Origin of the sequence: Halorubrum sp. ARQ200 (assembly GCF_005435115.1) — an archaeon.
Taxonomy (GTDB): Archaea; Halobacteriota; Halobacteria; order Halobacteriales; family Haloferacaceae; genus Halorubrum; species Halorubrum tropicale.
Genome location: NZ_SGTZ01000002.1, coordinates 252,424 through 277,061, shown reverse-complemented (window position 1 = coordinate 277,061; position 24,638 = coordinate 252,424). Strand labels below are relative to the sequence as shown.

Genomic DNA, 24,638 nt, shown 5'->3' with positions numbered 1-24,638 from the left:
CGCGGAGTCCGGTCGCCGCGCCGTCGGCCTCTGCGCGTCCCTAGTTAACATCAGTCGTTTCAAAATTGTTAAGCGTAATTATTATGGAAAAACATTTACTACGGATTGTTAACACGTTACAATTGGGATCAACATGAGAGCAGTTGTTTATCAAGGCCCGTACGAGGTGGCCGTCGAGGACGTGGACGAACCGGAGATCGAACACCCGAACGACGTCGTGGTCGACATCACGACCTCCTGTATCTGCGGGTCGGACCTCCACATGTACGAGGGGCGGACCGCGGCCGAAGAGGGGATCGTGTTCGGTCACGAGAACATGGGGATCGTCAGCGAGGTGGGCGACGCCGTATCGACGCTGGAGGAGGGCGACCGCGTCGTCATGCCGTTCAACGTCTCCTGCGGCTTCTGTCAGAACTGCGAGGAGGGGTATACCGGCTTCTGTACTAACGTCAATCCCGGCTTCGCGGGCGGCGCGTACGGCTACGTCGCCATGGGCCCGTACCCGGGCGGACAGGCCGAGAAGCTGCGCGTCCCGTACGCAGACCACAACGCCCTGAAGCTCCCCGAGGGGCGCGAACACGAGGACGCGTTCTCGCTGCTCGCGGACATCTTCCCGACGGGCTGGCACGGCACCGAACTGGCGAACCTCCAGCCCGGCGAGTCGGTCGCCATCTTCGGCGCTGGCCCCGTCGGGCTGATGGCCGCTTACAGCGCGAAGATCAAGGGCGCGGCCGAGATTTACGTCGTCGATCAGGTGCCGAGCCGACTGGAGCTCGCGGAGGAGCACTGCGACGCCCACGCCATCGACTTCTCGGAGGGCGACCCCGTCGACCAGATCATCGAGGAGCACGGCGGCATGGTCGACAAGGGGGTCGACGCAGTCGGCTACCAGGCGACGGACCCCGACGACGTCGACACTGAGACCGAGGACTACTCCTACCAGCCGGCCAAGGAGAATCCCGCAGTCGTGATCAACAACCTGATACGGGTGGTCCGGCCGACCGGCGAACTGGGGATTCCCGGCCTGTACGTCCCGGAGGACCCCGGTGCGCCCGACGACATGGCCGCGCAGGGGCGGCTCGGCATCGACTTCGGGAAGTTCTTCGAGAAGGGGCTCAAGTGCGGCACCGGCCAGTGTAACGTGAAGGAGTACAACCGGTACCTGCGCGACATGATCATCGAGGGCCGCGCCGACCCGAGCTGGGTCGTCTCCCACCGGGTCGACCTCGAGGACGCGCCGGAGATGTACGAGGCGTTCGACGCCCGCGAGGAGGGCGTCACGAAGGTCCTGTTAGAGCCCTGAGACCGAACGCGTCGCGCCCCGAGAACCGCTATTTTTCCGCGCCCGCCGTCACGCCCTGAGCCACGCCTTCGGGTGGTCGCTCCGGAGGTGCGCCTGGTACTCCCGGACGAGCGCCGGATACGAGTCCGCCACGCAGTGCCAGTCGCAGAGGTCGCACTCCCGTTCCACTCTGTCGTCGTCGCCGCGGACGTGGCCGCCGCGTCTGTAGGTCGGCATTTGATGCTCCGTCGGCTCGGGTCGCCTCGCGCCTGAGTCACGTACGCACTCACCACGGTTCAGACTGTCGACGACCCGCGCGCGAGACGCGCCGCAGAGGGCGGCGACTGGTCCCGCCCGGCGAAACGGGTATGCTACTCCGGGACGTGGTGACGGCCATGTGTCAGTACTGTAACTGGGCATTCCACGACGGGTGGGGGGAGCTCCTGAAGTACGACGAGACGTACCAGTCGGCGGTCGGCGCGGAGACGGAGTCGACCCACGGGTTCCACGACGAGTGGGACGACCTCCGGAGCGAACTGGGGATCTAAATCGGGAACACCGCGTCGGGGTCCGCCGTCGCCTCGCCCTCGTCCGCCACGAGCCCGCCCAACTCCTCTCGGATCCGTTCCTCGTGGAGGTCCTCGCCGATGAACACCAGCCGCGTCCGCCGGTCGTCGTCGGGGCCCCACTCGCCGATCGGTCCGGCCTGGACCGACGGGCCGGCCTGGCTCACGCCGATCACCTCGTCGGTGCCGGCGACGCGGACCACGCCCTTCGCCCGGACGATCGACCCGTCCCAGTCGTCGAGCCACTCGGCGAGCGCGCCCGGGTCGAGGGGGTCGCTCGACCGGTAGACGAACGATCCGACCCCGTGGGCCGCGGCGGCGCCCTCGGAGTGGACGTGGTCGTGGCCGCCTCCGTCACCGTGATGACCTCCTCCTCCGTCCCCGTCGTGGCCATGGCCGTCCGCCTCCTCGTCGGCGATGGCGCGCTTCCAGCCCGCCGACCCCTTCGCCGCCGCGAAGTCGAACCGGCCGGTGTCGAGCACCTCGTCCGGGTCGACCGCGGAGTAGGTGGTCCGGATCCGCTTCGCCCTCGGTCCCAGCCGCTCCGCGACCGACTCGATCCGGTCGAGCACGTCGTCGGGGACCATGTCGGTCTTGTTCACGAGGAGGACGTCGCAGAACTCGATCCCCTCGACGAGCACGTCCGCGAGCGGGCGGTCCGTCTCCGGCTGTGCGCCCCCCGGCAGCGTCTCGCCCGCGTCGAACTCCTTCCAGAAACCGTACGCGTCGAGGACGGTCACCATCGTGTCCAGCCGGAACCGCTCCCGCGGATCGACGTCGCTGTCGTCGGTCCCCTCCGTGAACGCCCGCGCGACCGGTACCGGCTCCGAGATGCCCGACGACTCCACGAGGAGGTAGTCGAACTCCCGGGAGTCGGCCAGCGCCGCGGCCTCCGAGAGGAGGTCGTCCTGGAGCCGACAGCAGATACAGCCGTTCGAGAGGTCGACGACCCCCTCCTCGTCGTTCTCGCGGGCGATCTTCTCGGCGTCGACGTTCACCTCGCCCATGTCGTTCAAGATGACGGCGAGCCGCCGGCCCCCCGGGTTCGAGAGGAGGTGGTTCACGAGCGTCGTCTTCCCGGCGCCGAGGTAACCGCTGAGGACGGTGACCGGGATGCGCGCGTCTGTCATGTATGATACCAATGACCACGTCTGTATGAAATGATCGATCGGGTGGATTAGAGAACGTTCATCCGTCTCACCGCCGTACCGCGAGGCGATGGACCTGAGCGAGTCGACCGTCCGGGACCGCGCCCGGGCGTACGCGGAGACGGAGCCGCTGTACGACGTGGAGCGCCAGCACGTCGAGACGGTCCCGAAGACGTTCGCGGGCGACGAGTACGGGCGCCGCGACGCCCAGTGGATCGTCCGGTGGTACTTCCGGCGGTACCTCGGCGAGTATCCGGACCGGGAGCGACGAGAGCGCGAGGACGCCTTCCGCGACAACGACTTCGGCGACGTGATCGACGCGCTCGACGCCGCCGTCGACGCCCTCGGCGCCGGGGACCCCGAGGGAGACGCACACGCCGACGAGGGGCGCGACCTCGACGCTCCGGCCGACGAGGACTGCGACCTCGACGCCGCCCTCTCGGCGCTCACCGCGCTCGACGGCGTCGACGTCGCGGTCGCGTCCGCCTTCTGTCAGTTCCTCGCGCCCTCGCGGTTCGTCGCGATCGACCGCCGGACCTGGGCGGTGCTGGCCGCGACCGGCGAGCTCGACGGCGACTATCCGGACCCGCCGTCGGCGGCCGACTACCGGCGGTTCGACGACGCCTGCCGGGCCGTGATGTCCCGGACCGGCGTCGACGCGTGGACGCTGTACCGGGCGCTGTGGCGGTCGTTCGAGGAGGTCTCCGGAGGGAGTCCGTAGCGTTACTCGACGACCTCGACGACCGGGTCGTCCGCGATCAGGCGCGTGAGGAGGACGCGCGGCACGTCGGCGCGGTGGAGGATCTCTCCGGCGACCGCCCGCGCCGCGGCGGCGTCCGCGTCGTCGTCGACCTTGTTCACGACCGGGATCGCGGTCGCGCCGCTCGGCGCGCCCTTCAGCCCGCCGGCCGGGCTCGCGAGGACGGTCGCCACGTCGGCCGGGCGGATCTCGTCGCCCGTCTCGCGGCCGGTGATCGCGGCGACCTCCTCCGGCCGGTGGACGAGGTCGTCGGTGAGCGGCTCGCCGACGACGTGCGCGCTCGCGATCGGGACGACGACGTCCGCGTTCGACGGGATCTGCGGCTCGCGCTCGCCGGGGGCCTTGAACTCACGGAGGCGCGCCCCGTCGGCCTTCACGAGCGTCGCGCCGGGCGCGGCGTCGGCGACCTCCGCGACGGTCGCGGTGTCGTACCCGAGGTATCGGTCCGACCGATCGCGCTCGGGGACCAGCCCCAGCGGCCAGTCCCCCTCTCCGACCTCGTCGAGCGCGGCCACGGGGTCCTCGGTCACGCGCACCGCGGCGACGCGGTCGTCGAAGATCGGTATCCGGACGCTCGCGGTCACGACCGCCCGGTCGAGTCGGTCGGCGAGCGCGAACAGCGTCGACTTCTTGCCGCCCGCGCCGACGACGCAGACGGTCGCGTCGCGGGCGTCGAGCGCGGTCGTCAGGTCCATGACCGGCCGTTCGGCCGCCGCCGGGGTCACTCTAACGGTGGGGCTAGCGGGAGGCGGTCGGGCGGGTCCCACCCCGCGCGGCGAACAGATTGATACGTCTCCGCCGCGCAGAGCGCCTGAATGAGTCGGAGCCGAACCCACGTCCTCCGGGTCGACCTCGACGCGGGCGAGACAGTCCGAGAGCGCGTCCCCGAGGGGTGGCGACGCGACTACGTCGGCGGGAAGGGGCTGGGGGCGCGCTACCTCTACGAGGAGCTGTCTCCGGGGACCGACCCGACCGCCCCGGGGAACGCCCTCGCGCTCTTCGTCGGGCCGCTCGCGGGCTACCTCCCTGGCGAGACGCGCTACGCCGCCGTGACGAAGTCGCCGCTCACCGGCGGCTTCCTCGACTCGTACGCCGGCGGCGACTTCGCCGACCGCCTCGCGGGGTCGCTCGGCGACTGTCTCGGCCTGCTCGTGACGGGCGCCGCGGACCGTCCGGTCCGGGTCGAGGTCGAGGGGGGTCGCGCACGGATCGAGCCGAGCGACGCGTGGGGCGACGACGCCGCCGAGACGGCCGCGCGGTTCCCGGACGCCGGCGTCGCCTGCGTCGGCCCGGCGGGCGAGCGCGACGCGGCCTACGCGACGGTCGCGAGCGACGGCGGCGACCACCAGGCCGGCCGCGGCGGCGCCGGCGCGGTGATGGGATCGAAGCGGCTGAAGGCGGTCGTCGCCCGCGGCTCGCCTCCGGCTGTCCCGGACGACCTCACCGCGCTCCGCGACCGCGACGCAGCGGCGTACGGCCGCGACCCGACCGGCGAGTGGCAGGCCGCTGGCGAGACGGTCGAGACGGTCGACTACGCCGACGAGGTGGGGATCCTCGCGGCGGAGGGGTGGACGGCGACCGGCTTCGACGGCGCCGACGACATCGGTGTCGAGGCCGCGCTGGAGCGCGCGACGGGACGCGAGGGCGAAGATCAGACCGTCCCCGGCGGCTTCCGGATCGACACCCCGGACGGCGAGGTGGTCCCGCGCGGCGCGGCGCCGATCACGCTCGGCGCCGGCCTCGGAATCGACGACTTCGACCGCGTCGTGGCGCTCTGCGGGGTCTGCGACCGGCTCGGCCTCGACGTGATCGGCGCGGGCAACGCGGTCGCGTGGGCGGTCCGCGCGGGCGAGGCGGGGGTCGTCGACTGTCCCGTCTCGTTCGGCGACGCCGACGGCGCGGAGCGGCTGCTGGAGTCGATCGCGGCCCGCGAGCCGGTGCGCGGTCTCGCCGTCGACCCGGATCTGCCGGACGCGCTCGCCGACGGGATCGACGCCGCCGTCGACCGGTTCGGCGGCGCGGACCTCGTGCCCACGGTGAAGTCGATGGCGCTGCCGGGGTTCGACCCCCGCGCCGCCGTCGGGGTCGCGCTCGCGTACGCGACGAGCGACCGCGGCGCGTGCCACCGCCGCGCGCGGCCGCAGGACACCGAACCGCTCGCCCGCCCCGACCGCTCTCCCGCCGATCAGGTGCGAGACGTGGTCGGCGAGCAGAACGCCCGCTCCGTGCTGTGGAGCCTCGTCGTCGACGACTTCGTCGGCGAGGCGGTCGGGGCCGACCTCGGCGCGGAGTGGCTCGCGGCGGTCGACCACCCCGCGGTCGACCCCGCCGCGCGCGGCGACGACGCCGCGGACGACCCTGTCGACGCGCTCGCGAGGACCGGCGAGCGGATCTGGACGCTCACGCGGCTGTTCAACGCCCGCGAGGGGCTCGACCGCGCGGACGACGCGCTCCCCGAGCCGCTCCGCACGCCGGCCGCGGACGGGACGCCCGGGGTCGACGCCGACGCCTTCGACCGCCTGCTGGACCGCTACTACGCCGCGCGGGGATGGGGCGAGCGCGGGCTCCCGACGCCCGAGACGCTCGCCCGCCTCGGCCTCGCGGGGATCGCCGACGACGCGACCCCGCTCGACGAGGGGCCGATCGACCCCGCGGCGGGCCGTTCGGACGACTAACCGGCGGAGGAGAGCGGGCACCGACCGCCGACCGCGGGCCCGGGCGGCTCAGCGACGCAGCCCGCCTTCCGACTTGATCCGCATGATGTGCCGGACGTTGAGGTATATCTCCTCGGGCGAGGTCTCCTCGCCCGAGTCGTACAGGTCCGAGACCCGGTAGATGATCGCCGAGAGCTGCTTGCTCTCGGAGCTGTCCCCGCGCACGTCCTCGGCGACCTCGCGGAGGAACTCGCGGACCTCCTCGTCCGCGGCGAACTCGCCGCCTCCGGCGTCGTCCGGCACGACCGGGTCGACCCCCGCGGCCGCGAGGGGGTCCTCGCGGTCGTCGCCGCTCGCGGCCCCGTCGTCCGCGCCGCCGCTTCCCTCGGCGTCGGGGGCGCCCTCGCCCGCGTCGGTCGTCTCGCCGTCCGCCGCGTCGGTCATCGGCCCTCGCTCACCCCGCGGCGGCGCACGACGCCGGCGTTGTTCGCGACGTTCTCGACGAGCACCTTGAACGCGTCCGCGGTCTCGCCGTCCTCCAAGACGACCGGCTCGCCGTCGTCGCCGCCGGTGCGCACGTCGGGGTCGAGCGGGATCCCGCCGAGGAACGGGAGGTCGTGCTCCTGCGCGAGCCCCTTCCCGCCGCCGGAGCCGAATATCTCGTGGAACCCGCCGCAGTCGGGACAGCGGAAGCCGGCCATGTTCTCCGCGATGCCGAGGACGTTCGTGTCGTGTTTGCCGAACATCCGGAGCCCTTTCACCGCGTCGTCGAGCGCCACGTCCTGCGGCGTCGTGACGATCACCGCCCCCGTCAGCGGCAGCGTCTGGAGGATGGTGAGCTGCGTGTCGCCGGTGCCCGGCGGGAGGTCCATCACGAGGTAGTCGAGGTCGCCCCACTCCACGTCCTCGACGAGTTGGGTGATGATCTTGTGGACCATCGGGCCGCGCCAGATGACGGGGTCGTCCTCGCCCGTGAGGAAGTCCATGCTCATCAGCTTCACCCCGAACCGCTCGGGGGGAACGATCGTCTCGCCGTCCGTCTCCGGCCGCTGTTCCGCCGACACCATCCGCGGCACGTTCGGCCCGTACACGTCGGCGTCGAACAGGCCGACGCGGGCGCCGAGCGCCGAGAGCCCGGCCGCGAGGTTCACCGCGACGGTCGACTTCCCGACGCCGCCCTTCCCCGAGGCGACCGCGATCACGTTCTGGACGCCCGGCAGGACCTGCTCGTCGGCCGAGAGTTCGTCGGGGATCGACGCCGACAGCTCCACGTCGAGGCCGGTGTCCGCGAGCGCGTCCCGCACGTCGTCGGCGATCGCCGACTCGGTCGGCGAGAAGGGGGCGCCGAGCGCGAGCGAGACGCGGGCCGTCCCGTCCTCGACCGCGACGTCGTTCACCAGCCCGAGCGAGACGATGTCGCCGCCGAGGTCCGGGTCGCGCACGTCCGCGAGCCGCTCCCGCACGTCCGATTCGTTCATGCCCGAGGGGAGGGCCGTGGGTCGAATAAGGGTTCTGTACCCGGGCGCGCCGCCGTTCCCGGCGCGACCGCGGTCGACCGGTCAGTTGATCCGGGTCCCGGCGTCCTCCCCGCGCAGGAACGGCGCCAGCCCCTCCGCGCCGAACACGTGCGCCGGCGCGTCGAGCGCGAGCAGCTCGCGCACCTTCGCGGCCATCCCCCCCGACACGTCGGTGGCGTCGCTCGCGCCGAGCGCGTCCGCGACCGCCTCGAACGCGTCGATCGCGTCGATCACGTCGCCGTCGCCGTCGAGGACGCCAGGGACCGTCGAGCAGACGCCGACCCGGCGCGCGCCGAGCCCCGCGGCGAGCTCGACGACCAGCTCGTCGCCCGAGACGACCGTCACCCCGTCGCCCGCCGTCGCCACCCCGTCACCGTGGAGAACCGGGACGAACCCCTCGCCGAGCAGCGTCGCCGTCGACCCGAGCGGGAGGTCGAGCCCGCCGCCCGTCCCCGCCGTCCGCGCCGCGAGCGACAGCGGGTGAACGGGCACCGCGGGCACGCCCCGCTCGCGGAGCCGGTCCAACACGTGCGCGTTCAGCCGCTTCATCGCGCCGTGGACCGCCGCCACCGCGTCCGCGTCGCGCGTGCCCGCCGTCGTCGACACGCCGCGTTCGCTGGCGTGGTGGTGCCCGAAGCTCCCGCCGCCGTGGACGACCGCGAGCCGGTCGACGTCGCCCGCCGCGAGCGCGTCGGCCACCGCGTCGCAGGCGGCGTCGAGCGCGTCGCCGTCGAGGGTCTCGGGCCGGTCCTTCTCGGTGATCAGGCTCCCGCCGAGCTTGAGGACGACCGGCGGCACGCCGGCGGCGGGGTCCGCAGCGCCGTCCGCGCCGTCGCCCGCCGCGCCGGGGCCCGTCACGGCTCCACCACCCGGACGCCCTCGGTCGCCAGCTCGGCGCGGAACGCCTCCTCGCAGCCCTGGGTGAACGAGAGCGCGGTCTCCGTCGCGTCGCTCTCGTCGAGCGCGACGATACAGCCGCCGCCGCCCGCGCCGGTGAGCTTCGCGCCGTGCGCGCCCGCGTCCCGCGCGGCCCACACCATGGCGTCGAGCGACCGGGCGGAGACCCCCAGCGCCGCGAGCAGCCCGTGGTTGAAGTCCATCAGCTCGCCGAGCGCCGCGAGCAGCTCCGGGTCGGGCTCGCTCCCGGGGTCGGCGTCGGCGAGGAGCCGCTCGCCCTCCCGGACCAGGTCGCCGACGGACTCGACGGTGTCGGCCGCGAACTCGTGTTCCGCGCGGAGCGCGCGGACGCCGGCGACCAGCTCGCCCGTGTCGCCCGCGCCGCCGTCGAAGCCGACGACGAACGGGAGGTTGGGGGCGTCGATCGGCTCGCAGTCGTCGCCCTCGACCCGGACCGCGCCGCCCATCGTCGAACAGAAGGTGTCCGCCCTGGAGGCCTGCCCGTCCTGGACCTCGAACTCGGCCTGATACGCCCGCTCGGCGAGTTCTCGGCGGTCGAGCGGCTCGCCGAGCGCGCGCGTCGCGGCGTCGATGCCGGCCACGACCACCGCCGCGGACGACCCCAGCCCCGCGCCCAGCGGGATGTCGCTCTCCACGGTGATGTCGAAGCCGGCGTCGGGGGCGTCGGCCGCGTCCCGCGCCTGCTCGACGGCGGCGTCGACGTACCCCATCGCGGCCTCGACGAGCGGCGTCGGCACGTCCACGTCCGGACGGTCGCTCGTCCCCCCGGAGTACTCCACGGTGAACCCGTCCAAGGAGAGGTCCTCCGCCTCGACGCGCACGTGGTCGTCCTCGCGCGGCTCGGCGGTCACCGCGGCGCGTCGCTCGATGGCCGCCGGCACGGCCGGCTCGCCGTAGACGACGGCGTGTTCGCCGAAGAGGTACACCTTCCCCGGCGCCTCGCAAACGGTCATACGACGACGGTCGCTCCGCGGGCTTACAGTCGTTGCGCTTGCCGGAGCGGCGCGTTCCGCGGTCGCACCCCTACTCCGCGTCGCGTACCGGCTCGCCGGACCGGACCGCCCGCCGGAGCCCGACCTCGGCGACGTCGCCGGCGCGCTCGGCGGTCCGTCGGAGCGCACGCGAGGCCCAACGCAGCTCCGCGGCGCTCGGTCCCGCCTCGTCCAACCACCGGTCGAACGAGTCGATCCGCTCGCGCGCCTCGCGGGCGGCGACGACCGCGTCCCGCGCGGCGGCGACGGGGTCGTCGCCGAGGGTCACGCCCACTCCGTCGACGACGACGTCGCGGACCGTTCGGCCGACCTCGCGGAACGCCTCCAGCGGCGGTCCCTCCGGCGGCTCGTCGAGCGCGGCGGCGGCGGCGCCGATCTCCGACGCGGCGTCCCCGAACCGGCGGAGCTCGCGCATCGCGGTCCACGACTCGAACAGCTCCGGCCGCGTCGCGCCGAGCGCGTCGACCTCGCTCAGGTCCGCCGCCCCCCGAGACACGGACCGCTCGATCATCGCCGCGAGGCGCTCGACCTGGTCGTCTCTGGAGCCGACCGGCGACTCGTCGGGCGCCGCCTCGAGCGACTCGACGGCGTCCGCGTGGATCGAGCGCGCGGTGAACGACAGCTGGCGGAGCGACTGGCTCACGGAGACCTCCTCAGAGTCTAACATGATCCGCACCGTCGTCTCGGTCTCGGACTCCGCGGCCACGGACATCCCGATCCGACCCCGAGCGGTCCGCTCGACGACGCGCCGCTGCGCCGGGGTGAGCGCCCCGTCGCACTCGATCGTGACCTCTCGAAGGCCGGCGGCGTAGGCCGCTCGCAGCGCCCGCGCGATCACCTCGGGCTCGGCCGACTCGATCCGGCCGGCGGCCGGCGCGTCGGCGTCGCAGCCCTCGGGCGTCTGGACCGCCAGCACGCCGTCGATGTGATCGTGGAGGCTGACGGTGTCGCCGGCGGTGACGCCCTGCGACTCGGCCCACTCTTTCGGCAGCGAGACGGTGTACGTTCCGTTTCCGACGGTCTGGACCTTGCGGGTTTCCATGCTCAGTAGAGTAGCTCCGGGTCGTTCTCGACCATGTACAGGGTTCGCGCCGCGATGTTCACCGCGTGGTCACCGACCCGCTCTAAGTCTCGCACGGTCAACAGCAGCCGAGACACGTCGTCCAACAGCCGCTCGGCGGCCCACCCGTCGTCGTCGGTCTCGGCGATCAGTTCGCGGGTGACGCTCTCGCTCGCGCGCTGGCAGAGCGCGTCCACCTCGTCGTCGTCGGCGGACACTGCCCGGCACGCCGCGGGGTCGCCGGTCTCGTACGCCGCGAGGCTCCGTTCGAGGAGGTCGAGCGACGCCGCGCCGATCGCGTCGACCGCCACCTCCGGGGCGACGGTCTCCCGCGCCGCCAGCGAGTAGTTCGCGAGGTTCACCGCGAGGTCGCCGATCCGCTCTAAGTCGGTGATGATCTTGAACGAGGCGGTGACGAACCGGAGGTCGCCGGCGACCGGCTGCTGAAGGGCGAAGAGGTCGACGCAGCGGTCCTCTAACTCGAGGTACGTCTCGTTGACCTCGTCGTCGCCGGCGGCGACCTCCCGCGCCAGCGACTCGTCCCGGTTCTCGACGGCCTCCAGGCTGTCTCCGAGCCGCTCCGTCACGAGGTCGCCCATCGCGAGCACCTCCGAGCGGAGCCCGTCGAGCGACTCCTGGTACCGTTCTCGGGGCACGGAATCACCCGAACTTGCCGGTGATGTAGTCCTCCACGCGCTCGCTGTTGGGGTCCTCGAACACCTGGTCCGTGTCGCCGTACTCGACCAGTTCGCCGCCCGTGAGGAACACCGCGGTCTGGTCGGAGATGCGGGCCGCCTGCTGCATGTTGTGCGTGACGATGATAACGGTGTACTCCTCCGCGAGGTCGTCGATCAGGTCCTCGATCTTCGCGGTGGCGATCGGGTCGAGCGCGGAGGCCGGCTCGTCCATCAGGATGACCTCGGGGTCGACGGAGAGACATCGGGCGATACATAGGCGCTGCTGTTGCCCGCCGGAGAGGCCGAGCGCGTTGTCGTCGAGCCGGTCGCTCACCTCGTCCCACAGCGCCGCGTCGCGGAGGCACCGCTCGACCAGCTCGTCGCGCTCCTCAGCGTCGCTCCGGTTCAGGAGCCGAGCGAGCAGGCCCGTGTCGAGGTCGCCGTGCTTCTCCGGGCCGTAGGCGATGTTCTCGCGGATCGACTTCGGGAACGGGTTCGGCGACTGGAACACCATCCCGACCCGCTTCCGGAGTTCGACGAGGTTGACCCCGTCTTGGTAGATCTCCTGGCCGTCGAGCCTCACCGAGCCGTCGATCCGGGCGGAGCTGACGCGGTCGTTCATCCGGTTCAGACACCGGAGGAACGTCGACTTCCCGCAGCCCGAGGGGCCGATCAGGGCGGTGACGCTCTTCTCGGGAATCTCCATCGAGACGCCCTTCAGCGCGTGGTCGTCGCCGTAGTGGACGTGGAGGTCGTCCACGGACATCTTCGCTTCGCCCCGGAACTCGTAGTCGGTCCACTCGGACTGGGTCTGTTCGACAGTCTCGCCGGGAGTCGTCGTGAGCGGCTGGTCGCTGTCCGTCGTCGCGGTGTCGGTCTGGGTCTGTGGGTTGGTGTTTTCGCTCATTGGTAGTTACGTGTGCTTGAGGCGGCGCCGGAAGTAGTAACGCGTGACGATGCCGACCGCGTAGAACGAGAGGACGACGACGAGCAGCACGAACGCCGTCGCCCAGCGGAACTCGTCCGCGTTGCCGACGTTGCTGCTCGCGCCGACGCCGGCCGTGATGAGGGCGTACAGCTGGTACGGCAGCGCCGACGTCGCCTCCATCAGCGCCGGATTCGCCACGAACGGCGGCGCCGACGTGAACTGGAAGCTCCCGAGGACGTCGACCGTCTGTGAGCCGGGAATGAACGTCCCGCCGGCCATCGTCAACAGGATCGGCGCCGTCTCGCCGGCGATCCGGCCGACGCCGAGGATGACGCCGGTGACGACGCCCGGGAGCGCCGCCGGCAGCACGACGCTGCGGATCGTCTGCCACTTCGAGACGCCGAGGGCGGCGCTGGCGTCGCGGTACTCGTCGGGAACGGAGAGCATCGCCTCGCGCGACGTGATGACCACGAGCGGCAACAGCATGAAGCCGAGCGTGATCATCCCGGCGAGCAGCGACTTCCCGTTACCGAACCGCGGGATGAGGAACGCGAACCCGAACAGCCCGAAGACGATACTCGGGGTGCTCCACAGCCCGTTGGTGGCGACCTCGACGACCTGCGTGAACCGGCCGCGCTCGGCGTATTCGGTGAGGAACAGCGCCGCGCCGACGCCGAGCGGGACCGCCAGCACGACCGCGCCGATGACGAGCCAGACAGTGCCGACGATCGCCGGCAGCACGCCCTGGAAGTCGTTGAACAGGGCGACGCCGTTCATCACGAACGGCACGGAGACCGGCAGCGCGACCGAAACGCCGAAGACCGACATCGTCGGCCCGCTGCCGAACCCGAACTCGGCGCCGTTCAACAGGCCGGGGATCCCCTGGACGACGACGAAGGCGACGAGGATGAAGAGGAACGCGACGATGGAGAGCGCGTTGAGGTAGACGAGCACGTACGCGCCCATGTGGCGCCCGCGAGCACCGAAGCCGCCGTACGCCTTCGCCGACGCCCAGCCGCCGTACAGGGAGGCGAACAGCGTGGACGCGGGGATGAGGAACTCGGCGGTGATGGCGGCCTGCTGGGCCCAGTCGAGCTCCCACGCCCACTCCGGACCGATGACGCCGGTCAGGAACACGAGCCCCGTCAGCGCGAGGAGGGCCCCGAGCGGGAGCGTCGAGCCGATGTCCTCCCGCGGGAGGACGGTGAGCGCGAACGCGAGGCCGCCGACCGCGACGCCGCCGAGGACGCCGACGGCGGTGCCGAGCCCGAGCGTCTGACTCACGACGCTGCCGCCGATGACGACCCACGGGACGGCGGCGCCGAAGCCCGCGATGAGCCCGGCGCTCGGGTCCGGGTCCGTCTCGACGTAGCCGAGCCGCGACCCGGCGCCGAAGGCGATCACCGCGACGCCGAGCGCGGTCAGGAGGCCGCCGAGCAGCGTCACGGTCTGGACGCCGAGCAGCGACCCGGTGAGGCTGACGCGCTCGAACAGCGCCGCCACGGCGAGCGCGAAGAGGGTCGCAGAGAGACCGACGGCCACGCCGGCGACGGCGTCCGTCTCGGTGGTCTCGGACTCGACGAGCTTCGCGTCGGTCTCGCTGGCACCAGCCATCAGACCTCACCTCCCAGCCGCTTGTACATGCGCCACTCGATGTACTGCGCGCCGATCGAGATGACGAGGACGGTGACGAACAGGATGACGCCCGCGACGAACAGGGCGTCCATCTGGAGCCCGTCCGCCTCGCCGTAGTTCCGCGCGATGATCGAGGTCAGCGTCTCCTGCCCGTAGAAGACGTTGACGAGCGGGTCCGTGAGCCGCGGCACGCCGCGAAGCATCACCGTGGCGGCCATCGTCTCGCCGATGGCGCGGCCGACGCCGAGCAGAACCGCGGCCGACACCCCCGAGAACGCCGCCGGGAGCGTGATCGAGGTCATCGTCTGCCAGTCGGTCGTGCCCATCGCCAGCGAGCCGCTCTTCATCGACTCAGGGACGCTGCTCAGCGCGTCCTCCGCCACGGAGACGACCGTCGGCAGCGCCATCAGGCCGACGACGATCCCGACGAACAGGTACGACCCCTGCCCGGTGGTCTGGAACTGGTCGGAGGCCCACGGGCCGAGCACGGTGAAGCCGATGAACCCGTAGACGATCGAGGGGATCCCGGCGAGGATCTCGACGCCGGGCTTGACGACCTCGCGGACGGTGGGCGGGGCGATCTCGGAGAGGAACAGCGCCGCCGAGACCCCGAGCGGCGCGGCGACGGCCGACGCGATGAGCGTCACCATCACCGTCCCGTGGATCATCGGTACCATCGAGTACCGGATCGGCGGCGAGACGGCGTCCCAGTTCGGCTGGATAAACATCCTGAGCCCGGGGACGGTGACGCCGAACACCGTCGCGCTCTCGTACTGGATGACCGGGACCGACTCCCGGAAGATGAACACGATGATGAGCCCGAGGATGAGAATCGTCGATATGGTCATCATCAGCGCGATGGTGTACGCCGTCTCCTCTTGGTACCGGAACCAGCCGATCCCCGCGGCGCCGAGGAAGACGACGAACGGAACGATCGTGAGGTCCGAGACGGCCAAGAACCCGACGAGCGTTCCGAGCAGCGACATCGCCATCACGAGTATGATCGCGAGCGCGGCCGGTTCCGTGTCCTCGACGAACTCGCGGGTCCGCCGGATCTGGGCGCTTACAGCGCTGTTTATTCGTCCGCTCTGAGAGTCTGTTACCTCTGCCATGAATCTGTTATGAGTGCCATTTGCGTCTTGCGTGTATTATAGAAGTGGTGTTTACGTCGAGAGGGGAGTTTGCGCGTCCCGGAGTCTGCGGACGACGGCCCGGGCGGGCCGCGCCGGATCACGTGGCATCGCGTGACCGAGCGTCGAGGCGGAACCGGTCTACGGCATCAGCAGGTCTTCCGTGGCCACGGACGAGACCTGCTCTTTCATCGTTTCAAGGTCGCTGGTCGGGAGCGGGATGTAGTTGTTCCCCTCGACGAAGACGGTCTGTCCGAACTCGTTGAGGAACATGTTGACGAACGCCGCCTCGCGCGCGTCGTACCCGCCGCCGTCGGGGTTGTCTTCCTCGATGAGCGTGTACATGTGGAGGTCGCGGTTCAGCGGGTACTCGCTGTCGAAGATGGTGTTCTCCGCGTCCCGGCTGGTCTCGTACAGCGTGCCGTCGAACTCGATCGCGATGGGCGTCACTTCCGGCCCCGTGAACGCGAGCGCCATGTACGCGATGGCGCCCTCGTTCTGGGCGACGGCCTGCGCGACCTGCTGGTTCTGCCCGAAGCGCGTGTCGACGCCGGACATCGAGGCGTCGGCGCTCCCGAGCATGTTCAGGCGGAACGAGGTGTCCGTCCCGGAGCCCTCGGCGCGGCCGATGACGTAGATCTCCTGGTCGTAGTCGACGCCGTCGATCTCGCTCCAGTTGGTGATCTCGTCCTGGTAGATCGCGCGGATCTCCTCGCCCGTCAGCTGGCTCACGCCGGCGTCGGCGACGTCGGAGCTGATAACGACCGGCTGGCCGTCGCGACCGACGACGTTGTCGACGACCGTGCTCTGGGCCTTCTCCTCGCTCCAGTCGAGCTCGGCCGTGATCGGGCCGGAGGAGTTCCCGATGTCGACGAGCCCCTCGGTGACGGCCTCGCAGCCGGTCCCCGAGTGGCTCAGGCCGACCGTCGTCGGGAACGGCGGCGAGGAGCGCTGGTCGGTCGGCTCGTAGCCGAACTTCGCCGCGAAGTAGTCGGCGATCTTCATGTCGCCCGCGCCGTCGGACGAGAGCTGGTCCCAGCCGGGGACCGAGCCCTCGTCGTTCGACCCCCAGTACTCGCCGTCGCTCGGCGGCGCGTTGGAGTTCCAGTAGGAGCTCCCCGTGTTCGAGATGGGGTACACCGTCGAGGAGCCCTCGGCGTTGAGCAGCGCCGTGTTGAGACCGGAGCCGTCGTCGCCGCCGGACCCTCCGTCGCTTCCGTCGCTTCCGTCGCTTCCGTCGCTTCCGTCGCCGCCGGAACCGCCCGAACCGCCGTCACCACCGTCGCTGCTGCCCCCGCAGCCCGCCAATCCGGCGGACCCGAGCGCCCCGGACGTGATGAGAACTTTCCGCCGCGACACGCCTCCGTCAACCCAGTTCCGGTCTGACATCGATTGGAGACAGGCAGTAGTGTATTAAACTGGTTTATATTTCTGATATGTCGGTATCCGTGGCCGGGTAGAGGCGTCTGTAGATCCCATATTAGTAATATCGGGTTCAATAGGATATATAGACAAATATAGCGCTCTGCTGGCCTCTATCGCATAAATACGTATCTGACCGAAGGTATTACTCCGCCGCGTCGAAAACGGACGTGCATGTCTCGACCCGCGACGGAAGACGTTTCAGTCGACGTACTTGTCGACGAGGTCTCCGATCGAGTCGACGCGGATCCGGAGTCGATCCGCCGTCGGCTCGACCCCGTCACCGACGACGGGACCGTGACGGCCGCTGCCTTCGAGTCGACCGTCACGGACGTGTCGCAGATCCTCGCCACCGCCGAGACCCGCGTCGACCTCGCGACGCGCGCTCACGAGGACGCGACCGCGGCCGCCGCCGACGCGCCCGACCTCGACGTCGTCGAGGTCCGCAGACGGGCGTTCGGGGCGCGGCTCGACGACCTCCGGGCGGAGGTCGAGGCGCTCGCCGACGACCTCGGGGCGGCCAGGGCGGACCCCGAGTCGCCGATGGACGTCTACCGCGCCGCGGTCGAGCTTCACGAGGTGACGACCGGCGCACAGGACGTGGTCCGCGTCGCCCACGACCTCGAAACCGAACTCGAGGCGTTCGAGGCGTGGCTCTCTTCCGCGAACCGCCGCCACGACGGGCTCGTCGACGAGGTCGAGGCCGCCGAGGAGTCCGCCGAATCCCTCGCGGAGACCGTCGAGGCGCTCCGGGCCGCCGAGGAGCCCGACCCGGAGCGACGGTTCGAAGCCGGCGTCCAGGCGCGCGTCCTCGACCTCGTCGTCGCCGACCTCCGCGCCGAGGCCGAGGACCTCCGCGCGTGGGCCGAGCGCGACGGCGTCGCCTTCCCGGACGACGTCGACGCGCGGCTCGACGAGCTTGAGGCCGAGGTGGCCGCACACGGCGCGGCGCTCGCCGACGGCGCGGACCGGGATGACCGGTTCGGCGAGCGGCTCGACGCGCTCGACGCGGAGCTCGCGGCGATCGAGCCGCCCGTCGCGTGGGCGCGGGTGGACGAGACGGTCGCGGAGGCGCGGTCCGCGCTGTCCGACGACGGCGGAGCGCCCGCCGACCGGGCTCGTCAGTAGTTTGACTACCGCGATGTCGCAAGGAGGCGACGCGTCGACGCGGGCTCGCGCCGCGACCGCGGTCGCCCTCCTCCTCCTGCTCGCCGGCTGCGGCGGCGTCGTTCCGGGCGGGGCGGCACCGCCCGACGCCTCGCCGCCAGACTCGCCGCCGATCGACTCCGAGCCGAACGAGACCGCAGACGAGCGGCTCGTAGACGTCCCGTTTCCGGCGGGGTTCTCCCGGACGGGGATCGACATCGCGACGGCGCGCGAGCGGTCCGTGACCTTCCTCCGAACGGAGCCGGTGACAGGGGCCGCGGTCGAGCGCTTCCGCGCCGGGGCGTACGCCGACTACGAGTACGACGCAACCTCGGAGCGGACCCGGTTCCGACTCGACGTTCACAACGGGTACGTCGACGTCACGCGCAGCGAGGTGTACGTCGACGGGGGCGTCCGGTACAGCCGGAGCGCCCGGAACAGGGACGTCTCCTTCGAGGCGTCCAACGGCTCGCTGGCGGAGACGCGGTACCGCGCGGCCGACTCGATGTGGGCGGTCGCCTCCCGGATCCTGACCGTGGCGGACTTCCGCGCGGTCCGGACCGTCGACGAGGACGGCGAGCGGCTGATCCGCTACGCGCCGACGGACGTCGCGGTCCGAAACGCGACCGACATCCGGGGCTACCTGACCGTCGACCGGAACGGCGTCGTCCGAGAGGCCGTCCTCGCGTACGATCGGGCGGGCGAGTCCAAGCGGTTCGAGTACGCGGTCGCTCCCCGCTCCGCCGACAGTGAGGTCGCGCCGCCCGCGTGGCTCCCCGCGGCGCGAGCGGACGCCTAGGCGCCGGGAAAGCGTTGATTCATCCGCAACGCGACCGAGGAACCGTGCCCCGCCACACCTTCGCCCTCTGTTGCGTCCTCTTGATCGCGACCGCCGGCTGTACCGCGCCCGGCGGCTCCGCGGCCGACGCGACGGTCGAGAACGCCGAGTCGACGTCGTACCGGATGACCGCATACCTGATCGACGACCGGGTCGCCGCCGGTGACCTCACCGTCCGCGTGACGGACGGCGCCGGGACGCGGGAGACGATCGAACTCGTTCGGCTGGACGCCGCGGGACCGTACTACGACCTGTTGCTCGGTGCGGCGCGGAACGCTACGGTGCGCCGGCTGTCCGCGGAACTCGCTGAGCCACTCCTTCGTGTTTTCCGACGGCCCGGAGAACGGGTACCGGTCGACCTGCTCGTGACCGAGACGCCGCGACGGAACGCGAGCGACCGGTTTAAGTGGATCTGCTGATGGATCGGAACCGATGCCCTCCACAACTCGCCGCGCGTTCGCCGCCGGGCTGTCGACAGTCGTCGCCGCCGGGTGCGTCGGCCGCGACGACGCCGACGCCGCCCCCCACTGGGTGAGCGTCTACCTCGCCGACCGCGAGGCGACGCGCGACGTGACCGTGACGGTCCTCGACGCGAGCGGCGCGACGCTGTTCGAGGAGTCGTACCGGCTCTCCGACGACAACGAGGCCAAGGAGGACGCGACGTTCCCCGGGCCGGCCGAGCCGGAGACGGTCGTCGTGACCGTCGACGACGCCCGGTTCGAGCGCGACTGGCCCGGGTTCGAGCGGGCGTCCCTCCCCTGCGACGGGCCGAACAGAAGCGGCGTCGAGCTCTGGATCGAGTCCGCCCCGGACCAGGGCCCCGACCTGCGGCTGGAGGCCGACTGTCAGCACGTCACCGAGGCGTGAGCCGGGAGCGACGCCGGAGGAAACGGCTTCGGAACGTTATATATCAATATATACGGGTCTTAGCGGCGCTTAATAGGTGCTCAGCCGTATCGATGGGCAATGGGTCGCTTCCACCCGGACGTCGAACCGAACCACCTCGATATCGACATCGACGAGTACGAAGACGCGTACGTCGTCGGTGACGTTCACGGCTGTCCCGAGCCGCTCGACCGGCTGCTGTCGAAGCTACGCGTCACCGACGACGACCTCGTCGTGTTCGTGGGTGACCTGGTCCGGAAGGGCCCCGACAGCGCGGCGGTCGTCGAGCGCGTCCGCGAGGCGGACAACATGTTCACCGTCCGGGGGAACAACGAGGAGAAGCTGCTGCGCGGCGACAAGTCGCTCGACGCGCTGTCCGAAGCGGACCTCGAGTGGATGGCGTCGCTGCCGGTCGCGATCGAGATCGGAGACAACCTGATCGTCCACGGCGGCGTCGACCCGCGCGAGCCGCTCGACGCGCACACGATCGATGACCTCCAGACCACCCGGTCGCTGGTCCCGGGCGGCAGCTACGACTCTCCGTACTGGTACGAGGAGTACGAGGGGCCGCCGCGCGTGTTCTTCGGTCATACCGTCCTCGACGACCCGGTCCTCACTGAGGGCGCGGTTGGCCTTGATACCGGCTGCGTCTACGGCGGGTCGCTCACGGCCTACGACCTGCGGAACGAGTCCGTGACCGCCGTACCCGCGCTCCGCGGCGGCGTTGAGCGCAGCGACGCCAAGATCGTCGACGTGGCCGAGCTGGGCTGAGCCGCTCGGCGCCCGCTCGGCCGGCAGCGACCGCGAGAGTCCTCCTCGGAACGCCGCGCTCTCGCCGATACGACGCGCTCGCTCCCGGCATCGACGACCGGCCGGCCGCACGCCTGTCACCTCGACGATCGCGTCGACGGCCGACTGACATGGGCGGCGGTCGACGGGCTCCCGCCGGGCGGCCCGCCCTCTCCCAAAGCTTATCTCTCAGCTACGAAACCAAACTCCTGCTATGTCAACACCAGCCACAGACGCCGGGGACGGTCGCGTCGACGGCGACACGACGCTGGCGGCGCTCTCTCACGCGTCGGCGCTGTTCGCCTCCTTCCTCGGGCCGATCCTGTTCCTGATCCTCGCGGACGACGACGACGAACTCGTCACGCAGAACGCGAAGAACTCGCTGAACTTCCAGATCGTCGTCTTCGCCGCGCTCATGCTCGCCGCCGTGCTGAGCTTCGTGTTCGTCGGGCTTCTGCTGTTCCCGATCATCGCGGTTGTCGACCTGGTACTGGTGCTTCTCGCGACCGTGAAGGCCAACGACGGACAGGTCTACTCGTACCCGTTCACGCCGGACATCGTCTGAGGTCGTCGTCCCTTCAGCGCGATGCCGGCGGCTAGCGGGCGGTGACGGAACGAAACGGAAGTGGACTCGAAAACCGACCGCGTTAGAGTTCGTCCTCGAAGTCTTCGAGGGCGAACACGGTGTCGGCCCCGCGGCGGTCGAGCGTCTCGTTGGCGAGGAGCCAGTAGACGACCGACAGCGCGCGGCGGCCCTTGTTGTTCGTCGGGATGACGAGGTCGACGTTCGACAGCTGGTTGTTGGAGTCGCACATCGCGATGACCGGGATGCCGACGGTGATGGCCTCCTTGACGGCCTGCGCGTCACCGATCGGGTCGGTGACGACGACGACGTCCGGCTCGATGTAGCCGGCGTAGTCGGGGTTCGTCAGCGTGCCCGGGATGAAGCGCCCGGTGCGGGCGCGGGCGCCGATGGCGTCCGCGAACTTCTCGGCCGGGAACCGGCCGTACTGCCGCGAGGACGTGACCAGGATCTGCTCCGGGTCGTAGCTCTCGAGGAAGTCCGCGGCCGTGCGGATCCGCTCGTCGGTCAGGCTCACGTCGAGGACATACAGCCCGTCGTCGCGGACGCGGTGGATGAACCGCTCCATGTCCTTCGTCTTCTGCTGGGTCCCGATGTGGACACCGGCGGAGAGGTAGTCCTCGACGGGAATCAGCAGGTCGACGTCGTCGTCGGGCATGACGTCGTCGTCGAACGGGGAGGCCTCCTCTTCGGCCTCCTCTGCGGCCTCGCTCTCGGCGTCGGCAGACGCCCCAGTTTCGGCGTCGGCAGACGCCCCCTCGGCGCCCGCGTCGGCGGTCGGTTCCTCGGTCGTGTCGGCCTCCTCCTCGACCGCCGCGTCGACCGCCTCGGTCTCCGCGTCGTCGTCGAGTTCGACCGCGTCGTTGTCTTCGCTCATGCGTGGTGTGGGCCCGTCATACCGCGTCGTCCGCGATGCGGACCAGTTCGTTCAGCTTGGCGGTGCGCTCGCCGCCGACCGTGCCGGTCTTGATGTAGCCGGCGTCGGTCGCCACGGCGAGGTGTGCGATGGTTGCGTCCTCGGTCTCGCCCGAACGGTGGGAGATGACCGTCTCGTACCCGTTGCGGGCGGCGAGTTCGACCGCGTCGAACGCGTCCGACAGCGTTCCGATCTGGTTCGGCTTGATCAGGATGCTGTTGGCCGCGCCCGCGTCGATCCCGTCCTGAAGTCGCTCGACGTTGGTGACGAACAGGTCGTCGCCGCAGATCAGCGTCCGGTCGCCGACCCGCTCGGTCAGCTCCGCGAACGCCTCGTAGTCGTTCTCGTCGAGCGGGTCCTCGACGTACGCGAGGTCGTACTCGTCGACGAGGCCGGCGACGTACTCGATCTGCTCGTCGGCCGACTTCGTCTCGTCGCCGTAGACGTACGCCTCTCGGTCGTCGTCGTACAGCTCGGCGGCGGCCATGTCGAGCCCGCAGCGGATCTCAAAGCCGACCTCCTCCTCGACCCGGTCGACCGCCTCGTCGACGACCTCGAACGCCTCCGCGTCCGAGATCGGTGGCGCCCACGCGCCCTCGTCGCCCTTCGCCGCGGGCACGCCGCGCTCGTCGAGCACGTCCGCGACAGCCGCGTGGACCGCGGCGTTCGCGAAGACGGCCTCCGAGACGCTCGGCGCCCCGACGGGGGCCGCGAGGAACTCCTGGATGTGGGTCGCCTCCTTGGCGTGCTCCCCGCCGCCGACGACGTTGCCGAGCGGAATCGGGAAGTTCTCGCCGCGGAACGCGCCGCCGAGGTGCTGGTACAGCGGCGCGCCCAGCACGTCGGCCGCCGCCTTCGCCGCCGCCATCGAGATGGCGACCGCGCTGTTGGCGCCGATGGCGGAGAAGTCGTCCGTCCCGTCGGCGGCGCGCAAGGCGTTGTCGACCGCGCGCTGGTCGCCCGCGAAGACGCCTTCGAGGCGCGGCACCGCGTGCTCTCGGGCCTTCGCGATGGACTCGCTCGCGGGCAGTTCGATCGCCTCGTACTCGCCCGTCGAGGCCCCGCTGGGGGCCGCGCCGCGGCCGAAGCCGCCGGACTCGGTGAGCACGTCGGCCTCGACCGTCGGGTTCCCGCGCGAGTCGAGGACGCGGCGGAGCGAGACGCTGGTGATCCGCGTCATCAGCTCTCCCTCCGGACCGTGAACGGGAGCGCGCCCGCGTCGTACTCCTCCGCGGCGACGAGGATCGGCTCCGTCTGGTCGGTGTCGATCAGCACGGGCGCCCCGTAGGACACCTGTAGCGCTCGCGCGCCGAGGATGCGTGCCTTCTCGTATCGATTGTATCGCTGTCCTGACATGTTTACTGGTACGGCGAGACGACGTCGACCAGGTCGCGGTGGCTGACCAGCATGCGCCGGCAGCAGTGCCGGTCGACCCCGAGGTCGTCGAGCACCTCGCCGGGGTCCTCGTCGCCCTCGCGAGCCCGCTCTTTGAACTCCTCCCAGTGTTCACCCACGACGTTGCCGCACGTGAAACACCGGACCGGGATCATCATGACTGGATCACCTCAGCGGTAGGACTTCTGGTAGCGAGCGCGCGCGCCGGGTCCGCCCCACTTCTTGGGTTCGGACTGGCGCACGTCGTTGACCAGCAGGGTGCGGTCGAAGTTCATGTACGCGTCGCGCAGCTCGGCGTCGCCGAGGTGCTGGACGAGGCCGCGGGCGATCGCGGTCCGGGCCGCGTCCGCCTGCCCGCTGAAGCCGCCGCCCTCGACGTCGATGTCGATGTCGACGCCCTCGCGGAGCTCCTCGCCCGCGATGCGGAACGGCTCCAGCATCTTGAGCCGCGCCTGTTCCGGTTCGACCAGCTCGACTGGCTGGGAGTTGATGCGCACGCGGCCCTCGCCCTCGCGCACGGTGGCGCGGGCGACGGCCGTCTTCTTCTTGCCTGAGGTGTTCGTTACCATGTGACGTTGGCTCCCAGAGACTCGGAGATGTCCCCGAGCGTGGTGAATTTGATGTTCGAGAGGCGGTCGAGCGAGGTGCCGTCGAGGACGACGCTCTCGACGTCCTCGTCGCGCTCGTAGGGGTTCCCGACGTACACGCGCACGTTCGAGAACGCCTCGCGGCCGTCCTCCGACTTGTACGGCAGCATGCCGCGGATGGCGCGCTTGAAGATCCGGTCCGGGCGCTTGGGGTAGTAGGGCCCGCTGTCCGAGCCGAGCTCCGCGCGCTTGTGGTACGTCTCCATCGTCGACTCCTCGTTGCCGGTGATGACGGCGCGCTCGGCGTTGACGACGGCGACGGTCTCCCCGGCGAGGGCGCGCTGCGCGACCTCGGAAGAGACGCGACCGAGGATACAGTCGCGGGCGTCGACGACGACGTCCGCGTCGATCTTCGCGAGACTCATCGGATCACCCGCACGTCGCTCCCTTCGGGGTTCTGTTCGATGAACTGTTCCAGCGTCACCGCTTCGCCGGCCTGGTCGATCTTCGTCCGGGCGGTCCCGGAGAAGTCGACGGCGGCGACGGTGACGTTCGTTTCGAGCACACCGCTGCCCAGCACCTTGCCGGGGACGACGACCGTCTCGTCTTCCTGAGCGTACCGCTCGATGCGGCCCAGGTTGACCTCAGCGTGCGTGCGCCGTGGCTTCTCCAGTCGGTCGGCGACGTCCTGCCACACGTTGGCACCGGAGCCACGCGAGACCGACTTCAGATCGGCGATGAGGTTCTGTAGTTTCGGGTTCGTCTTGCTACTCATAGCTGTCCCTCCTGAACGGAGAGTTCGTGGAAAAC

General features: G+C 70.7%; 30 protein-coding genes. 10 read left to right on the top strand and 20 right to left on the bottom strand.

Annotated features, from left to right (window positions below; all coding sequences use genetic code 11):
* Positions 1-133 precede the first annotated feature (133 nt).
* Positions 134-1,303, top strand: a complete 1,170-nt coding sequence (locus tag EXE50_RS04730; protein ID WP_053771078.1) for a glutathione-independent formaldehyde dehydrogenase — start codon at positions 134-136, stop codon at positions 1,301-1,303.
* A gap of 48 nt (positions 1,304-1,351) precedes the next feature.
* Here EXE50_RS04730 and EXE50_RS17325 read toward each other — a convergent pair whose 3' ends face one another.
* Positions 1,352-1,519 (bottom strand): hypothetical protein, encoded by a 168-nt coding sequence (locus tag EXE50_RS17325; RefSeq protein WP_167551894.1) that lies wholly within the window; start codon positions 1,517-1,519, stop codon positions 1,352-1,354.
* Positions 1,520-1,650: 131 nt separating this feature from the next.
* Between EXE50_RS17325 and EXE50_RS17320 the strand changes: the two genes are divergently transcribed.
* Positions 1,651-1,830, top strand: a complete 180-nt coding sequence (locus tag EXE50_RS17320) for a hypothetical protein (protein ID WP_137707173.1) — start codon at positions 1,651-1,653, stop codon at positions 1,828-1,830.
* Here the strand turns inward: EXE50_RS17320 and EXE50_RS04725 are convergent.
* A complete protein-coding gene (locus EXE50_RS04725) occupies positions 1,827-2,978 on the bottom strand; it encodes a GTP-binding protein (protein ID WP_137704480.1) in 1,152 nt (383 codons plus the stop codon). The two genes, EXE50_RS17320 and EXE50_RS04725, sit on opposite strands and share 4 nt — an antisense overlap.
* An 88-nt stretch (positions 2,979-3,066) precedes the next feature.
* Here EXE50_RS04725 and EXE50_RS04720 point away from each other — a divergent pair, with 88 nt between their 5' ends.
* Complete coding sequence (locus tag EXE50_RS04720; protein ID WP_053771080.1) at positions 3,067-3,717, top strand: hypothetical protein; 651 nt, start codon at positions 3,067-3,069, stop codon at positions 3,715-3,717.
* 2 nt (positions 3,718-3,719) lie between these two features.
* Here the strand turns inward: EXE50_RS04720 and yqeC are convergent, their stop codons facing one another.
* The gene (yqeC, locus tag EXE50_RS04715; protein WP_053771081.1) at positions 3,720-4,451 is read right to left on the bottom strand and encodes a selenium cofactor biosynthesis protein YqeC; all 732 of its coding nucleotides are present in this window, start codon (positions 4,449-4,451) and stop codon (positions 3,720-3,722) included.
* Between the two features lie 120 nt (positions 4,452-4,571).
* Between yqeC and EXE50_RS04710 the strand changes: the two genes are divergently transcribed.
* A complete protein-coding gene (locus EXE50_RS04710; protein WP_137704479.1) occupies positions 4,572-6,431 on the top strand; it encodes an aldehyde ferredoxin oxidoreductase family protein in 1,860 nt (619 codons plus the stop codon).
* Between the two features lie 48 nt (positions 6,432-6,479).
* Here the strand turns inward: EXE50_RS04710 and EXE50_RS04705 are convergent, their stop codons facing one another.
* From EXE50_RS04705 to EXE50_RS04660, 10 genes are all read right to left on the bottom strand, one after another.
* Complete coding sequence (locus EXE50_RS04705) at positions 6,480-6,854, bottom strand: hypothetical protein (protein ID WP_137704478.1); 375 nt, start codon at positions 6,852-6,854, stop codon at positions 6,480-6,482.
* A complete protein-coding gene (locus tag EXE50_RS04700) occupies positions 6,851-7,888 on the bottom strand; it encodes an Mrp/NBP35 family ATP-binding protein (RefSeq protein ID WP_137704477.1) in 1,038 nt (345 codons plus the stop codon). The genes EXE50_RS04705 and EXE50_RS04700 overlap by 4 nt, the downstream gene beginning before the upstream one ends.
* An 81-nt stretch (positions 7,889-7,969) precedes the next feature.
* A complete protein-coding gene (locus EXE50_RS04695; protein ID WP_053771085.1) occupies positions 7,970-8,785 on the bottom strand; it encodes an isopentenyl phosphate kinase in 816 nt (271 codons plus the stop codon).
* The gene (gene mvk / locus EXE50_RS04690) at positions 8,782-9,798 is read right to left on the bottom strand and encodes a mevalonate kinase (protein ID WP_053771086.1); all 1,017 of its coding nucleotides are present in this window, start codon (positions 9,796-9,798) and stop codon (positions 8,782-8,784) included. Before mvk ends, EXE50_RS04695 begins: the two co-directional genes overlap by 4 nt.
* Positions 9,799-9,868: 70 nt before the next feature.
* Complete coding sequence (locus tag EXE50_RS04685) at positions 9,869-10,879, bottom strand: AbrB/MazE/SpoVT family DNA-binding domain-containing protein (RefSeq protein WP_137704476.1); 1,011 nt, start codon at positions 10,877-10,879, stop codon at positions 9,869-9,871.
* A 2-nt stretch (positions 10,880-10,881) separates the two neighbouring features.
* Complete coding sequence (gene phoU, locus EXE50_RS04680; RefSeq protein WP_053771088.1) at positions 10,882-11,553, bottom strand: phosphate signaling complex protein PhoU; 672 nt, start codon at positions 11,551-11,553, stop codon at positions 10,882-10,884.
* 4 nt (positions 11,554-11,557) lie between these two features.
* The gene (pstB, locus tag EXE50_RS04675; RefSeq protein ID WP_053771089.1) at positions 11,558-12,481 is read right to left on the bottom strand and encodes a phosphate ABC transporter ATP-binding protein PstB; all 924 of its coding nucleotides are present in this window, start codon (positions 12,479-12,481) and stop codon (positions 11,558-11,560) included.
* Positions 12,482-12,487: 6 nt separating this feature from the next.
* Complete coding sequence (pstA, locus tag EXE50_RS04670; RefSeq protein WP_137704475.1) at positions 12,488-14,116, bottom strand: phosphate ABC transporter permease PstA; 1,629 nt, start codon at positions 14,114-14,116, stop codon at positions 12,488-12,490.
* The gene (pstC, locus tag EXE50_RS04665; protein WP_053771091.1) at positions 14,116-15,249 is read right to left on the bottom strand and encodes a phosphate ABC transporter permease subunit PstC; all 1,134 of its coding nucleotides are present in this window, start codon (positions 15,247-15,249) and stop codon (positions 14,116-14,118) included. The genes pstA and pstC overlap by 1 nt, the downstream gene beginning before the upstream one ends.
* Positions 15,250-15,408: 159 nt before the next feature.
* Positions 15,409-16,656 carry a PstS family phosphate ABC transporter substrate-binding protein gene (locus EXE50_RS04660; RefSeq protein ID WP_053771092.1) on the bottom strand — a complete coding sequence of 416 codons (1,248 nt, stop codon included), beginning with the start codon at positions 16,654-16,656 and terminating at the stop codon, positions 15,409-15,411.
* Between the two features lie 207 nt (positions 16,657-16,863).
* Between EXE50_RS04660 and EXE50_RS04655 the strand changes: the two genes are divergently transcribed.
* The 6 genes from EXE50_RS04655 (at position 16,864) to EXE50_RS04630 (ending at position 20,912) form a co-directional block, all read left to right on the top strand.
* Positions 16,864-17,817: a halo transducer protein gene (locus tag EXE50_RS04655; RefSeq protein WP_137704474.1), complete on the top strand. Its 954-nt coding sequence runs from the start codon at positions 16,864-16,866 to the stop codon at positions 17,815-17,817.
* Between the two features lie 13 nt (positions 17,818-17,830).
* A complete protein-coding gene (locus EXE50_RS04650; RefSeq protein WP_137704473.1) occupies positions 17,831-18,634 on the top strand; it encodes a hypothetical protein in 804 nt (267 codons plus the stop codon).
* Between the two features lie 44 nt (positions 18,635-18,678).
* Complete coding sequence (locus tag EXE50_RS04645) at positions 18,679-19,092, top strand: hypothetical protein (protein ID WP_053771095.1); 414 nt, start codon at positions 18,679-18,681, stop codon at positions 19,090-19,092.
* A gap of 13 nt (positions 19,093-19,105) precedes the next feature.
* Positions 19,106-19,540: a hypothetical protein gene (locus EXE50_RS04640; protein WP_053771096.1), complete on the top strand. Its 435-nt coding sequence runs from the start codon at positions 19,106-19,108 to the stop codon at positions 19,538-19,540.
* A 99-nt stretch (positions 19,541-19,639) separates the two neighbouring features.
* Entirely contained in the window at positions 19,640-20,329 is a 690-nt protein-coding gene (locus EXE50_RS04635; protein WP_053771097.1) for a metallophosphoesterase family protein, read from the top strand.
* 232 nt (positions 20,330-20,561) lie between these two features.
* Positions 20,562-20,912, top strand: coding sequence for a DUF4870 domain-containing protein (locus tag EXE50_RS04630; RefSeq protein ID WP_053771098.1), 351 nt, complete (start codon positions 20,562-20,564; stop codon positions 20,910-20,912).
* 82 nt (positions 20,913-20,994) lie between these two features.
* Here the strand turns inward: EXE50_RS04630 and rpsB are convergent, their stop codons facing one another.
* The 7 genes from rpsB to EXE50_RS04595 are packed head-to-tail and all read right to left on the bottom strand — an operon-like array spanning position 20,995 to position 24,603.
* The gene (gene rpsB, locus EXE50_RS04625) at positions 20,995-21,807 is read right to left on the bottom strand and encodes a 30S ribosomal protein S2 (RefSeq protein WP_053771099.1); all 813 of its coding nucleotides are present in this window, start codon (positions 21,805-21,807) and stop codon (positions 20,995-20,997) included.
* 16 nt (positions 21,808-21,823) lie between these two features.
* Positions 21,824-23,026 (bottom strand): phosphopyruvate hydratase, encoded by a 1,203-nt coding sequence (gene eno, locus EXE50_RS04620; RefSeq protein WP_137704472.1) that lies wholly within the window; start codon positions 23,024-23,026, stop codon positions 21,824-21,826.
* Positions 23,026-23,202 carry a DNA-directed RNA polymerase subunit K gene (locus tag EXE50_RS04615; protein WP_006628057.1) on the bottom strand — a complete coding sequence of 59 codons (177 nt, stop codon included), beginning with the start codon at positions 23,200-23,202 and terminating at the stop codon, positions 23,026-23,028. The genes eno and EXE50_RS04615 overlap by 1 nt, the downstream gene beginning before the upstream one ends.
* A 2-nt stretch (positions 23,203-23,204) precedes the next feature.
* Entirely contained in the window at positions 23,205-23,399 is a 195-nt protein-coding gene (locus EXE50_RS04610) for a DNA-directed RNA polymerase subunit N (protein WP_006628058.1), read from the bottom strand.
* Positions 23,400-23,411: 12 nt separating this feature from the next.
* The gene (locus EXE50_RS04605; protein ID WP_053771101.1) at positions 23,412-23,810 is read right to left on the bottom strand and encodes a 30S ribosomal protein S9; all 399 of its coding nucleotides are present in this window, start codon (positions 23,808-23,810) and stop codon (positions 23,412-23,414) included.
* Positions 23,804-24,253, bottom strand: a complete 450-nt coding sequence (locus tag EXE50_RS04600) for a 50S ribosomal protein L13 (protein ID WP_053771102.1) — start codon at positions 24,251-24,253, stop codon at positions 23,804-23,806. The genes EXE50_RS04605 and EXE50_RS04600 overlap by 7 nt, the downstream gene beginning before the upstream one ends.
* Positions 24,250-24,603, bottom strand: coding sequence for a 50S ribosomal protein L18e (locus EXE50_RS04595; RefSeq protein ID WP_053771103.1), 354 nt, complete (start codon positions 24,601-24,603; stop codon positions 24,250-24,252). The genes EXE50_RS04600 and EXE50_RS04595 overlap by 4 nt, the downstream gene beginning before the upstream one ends.
* Positions 24,604-24,638: the final 35 nt, after the last annotated feature.

Coding starts and splice junctions, on each gene's coding strand:
- EXE50_RS04730 (WP_053771078.1), top strand. CDS start 134: ATGAGAGCAGTTGTTTATCAAGGCCCGTACGAGGTGGCCGTCGAGGAC.
- EXE50_RS17325 (WP_167551894.1), bottom strand. CDS start 1,519: ATGCCGACCTACAGACGCGGCGGCCACGTCCGCGGCGACGACGACAGA.
- EXE50_RS17320 (WP_137707173.1), top strand. CDS start 1,651: ATGCTACTCCGGGACGTGGTGACGGCCATGTGTCAGTACTGTAACTGG.
- EXE50_RS04725 (WP_137704480.1), bottom strand. CDS start 2,978: ATGACAGACGCGCGCATCCCGGTCACCGTCCTCAGCGGTTACCTCGGC.
- EXE50_RS04720 (WP_053771080.1), top strand. CDS start 3,067: ATGGACCTGAGCGAGTCGACCGTCCGGGACCGCGCCCGGGCGTACGCG.
- yqeC (WP_053771081.1), bottom strand. CDS start 4,451: ATGGACCTGACGACCGCGCTCGACGCCCGCGACGCGACCGTCTGCGTC.
- EXE50_RS04710 (WP_137704479.1), top strand. CDS start 4,572: ATGAGTCGGAGCCGAACCCACGTCCTCCGGGTCGACCTCGACGCGGGC.
- EXE50_RS04705 (WP_137704478.1), bottom strand. CDS start 6,854: ATGACCGACGCGGCGGACGGCGAGACGACCGACGCGGGCGAGGGCGCC.
- EXE50_RS04700 (WP_137704477.1), bottom strand. CDS start 7,888: ATGAACGAATCGGACGTGCGGGAGCGGCTCGCGGACGTGCGCGACCCG.
- mvk (WP_053771086.1), bottom strand. CDS start 9,798: ATGACCGTTTGCGAGGCGCCGGGGAAGGTGTACCTCTTCGGCGAACAC.
- EXE50_RS04685 (WP_137704476.1), bottom strand. CDS start 10,879: ATGGAAACCCGCAAGGTCCAGACCGTCGGAAACGGAACGTACACCGTC.
- pstB (WP_053771089.1), bottom strand. CDS start 12,481: ATGAGCGAAAACACCAACCCACAGACCCAGACCGACACCGCGACGACG.
- pstA (WP_137704475.1), bottom strand. CDS start 14,116: ATGGCTGGTGCCAGCGAGACCGACGCGAAGCTCGTCGAGTCCGAGACC.
- pstC (WP_053771091.1), bottom strand. CDS start 15,249: ATGGCAGAGGTAACAGACTCTCAGAGCGGACGAATAAACAGCGCTGTA.
- EXE50_RS04660 (WP_053771092.1), bottom strand. CDS start 16,656: ATGTCAGACCGGAACTGGGTTGACGGAGGCGTGTCGCGGCGGAAAGTT.
- EXE50_RS04655 (WP_137704474.1), top strand. CDS start 16,864: ATGTCTCGACCCGCGACGGAAGACGTTTCAGTCGACGTACTTGTCGAC.
- EXE50_RS04650 (WP_137704473.1), top strand. CDS start 17,831: ATGTCGCAAGGAGGCGACGCGTCGACGCGGGCTCGCGCCGCGACCGCG.
- EXE50_RS04640 (WP_053771096.1), top strand. CDS start 19,106: ATGCCCTCCACAACTCGCCGCGCGTTCGCCGCCGGGCTGTCGACAGTC.
- EXE50_RS04635 (WP_053771097.1), top strand. CDS start 19,640: ATGGGTCGCTTCCACCCGGACGTCGAACCGAACCACCTCGATATCGAC.
- EXE50_RS04630 (WP_053771098.1), top strand. CDS start 20,562: ATGTCAACACCAGCCACAGACGCCGGGGACGGTCGCGTCGACGGCGAC.
- rpsB (WP_053771099.1), bottom strand. CDS start 21,807: ATGAGCGAAGACAACGACGCGGTCGAACTCGACGACGACGCGGAGACC.
- eno (WP_137704472.1), bottom strand. CDS start 23,026: ATGACGCGGATCACCAGCGTCTCGCTCCGCCGCGTCCTCGACTCGCGC.
- EXE50_RS04615 (WP_006628057.1), bottom strand. CDS start 23,202: ATGTCAGGACAGCGATACAATCGATACGAGAAGGCACGCATCCTCGGC.
- EXE50_RS04610 (WP_006628058.1), bottom strand. CDS start 23,399: ATGATGATCCCGGTCCGGTGTTTCACGTGCGGCAACGTCGTGGGTGAA.
- EXE50_RS04605 (WP_053771101.1), bottom strand. CDS start 23,810: ATGGTAACGAACACCTCAGGCAAGAAGAAGACGGCCGTCGCCCGCGCC.
- EXE50_RS04600 (WP_053771102.1), bottom strand. CDS start 24,253: ATGAGTCTCGCGAAGATCGACGCGGACGTCGTCGTCGACGCCCGCGAC.
- EXE50_RS04595 (WP_053771103.1), bottom strand. CDS start 24,603: ATGAGTAGCAAGACGAACCCGAAACTACAGAACCTCATCGCCGATCTG.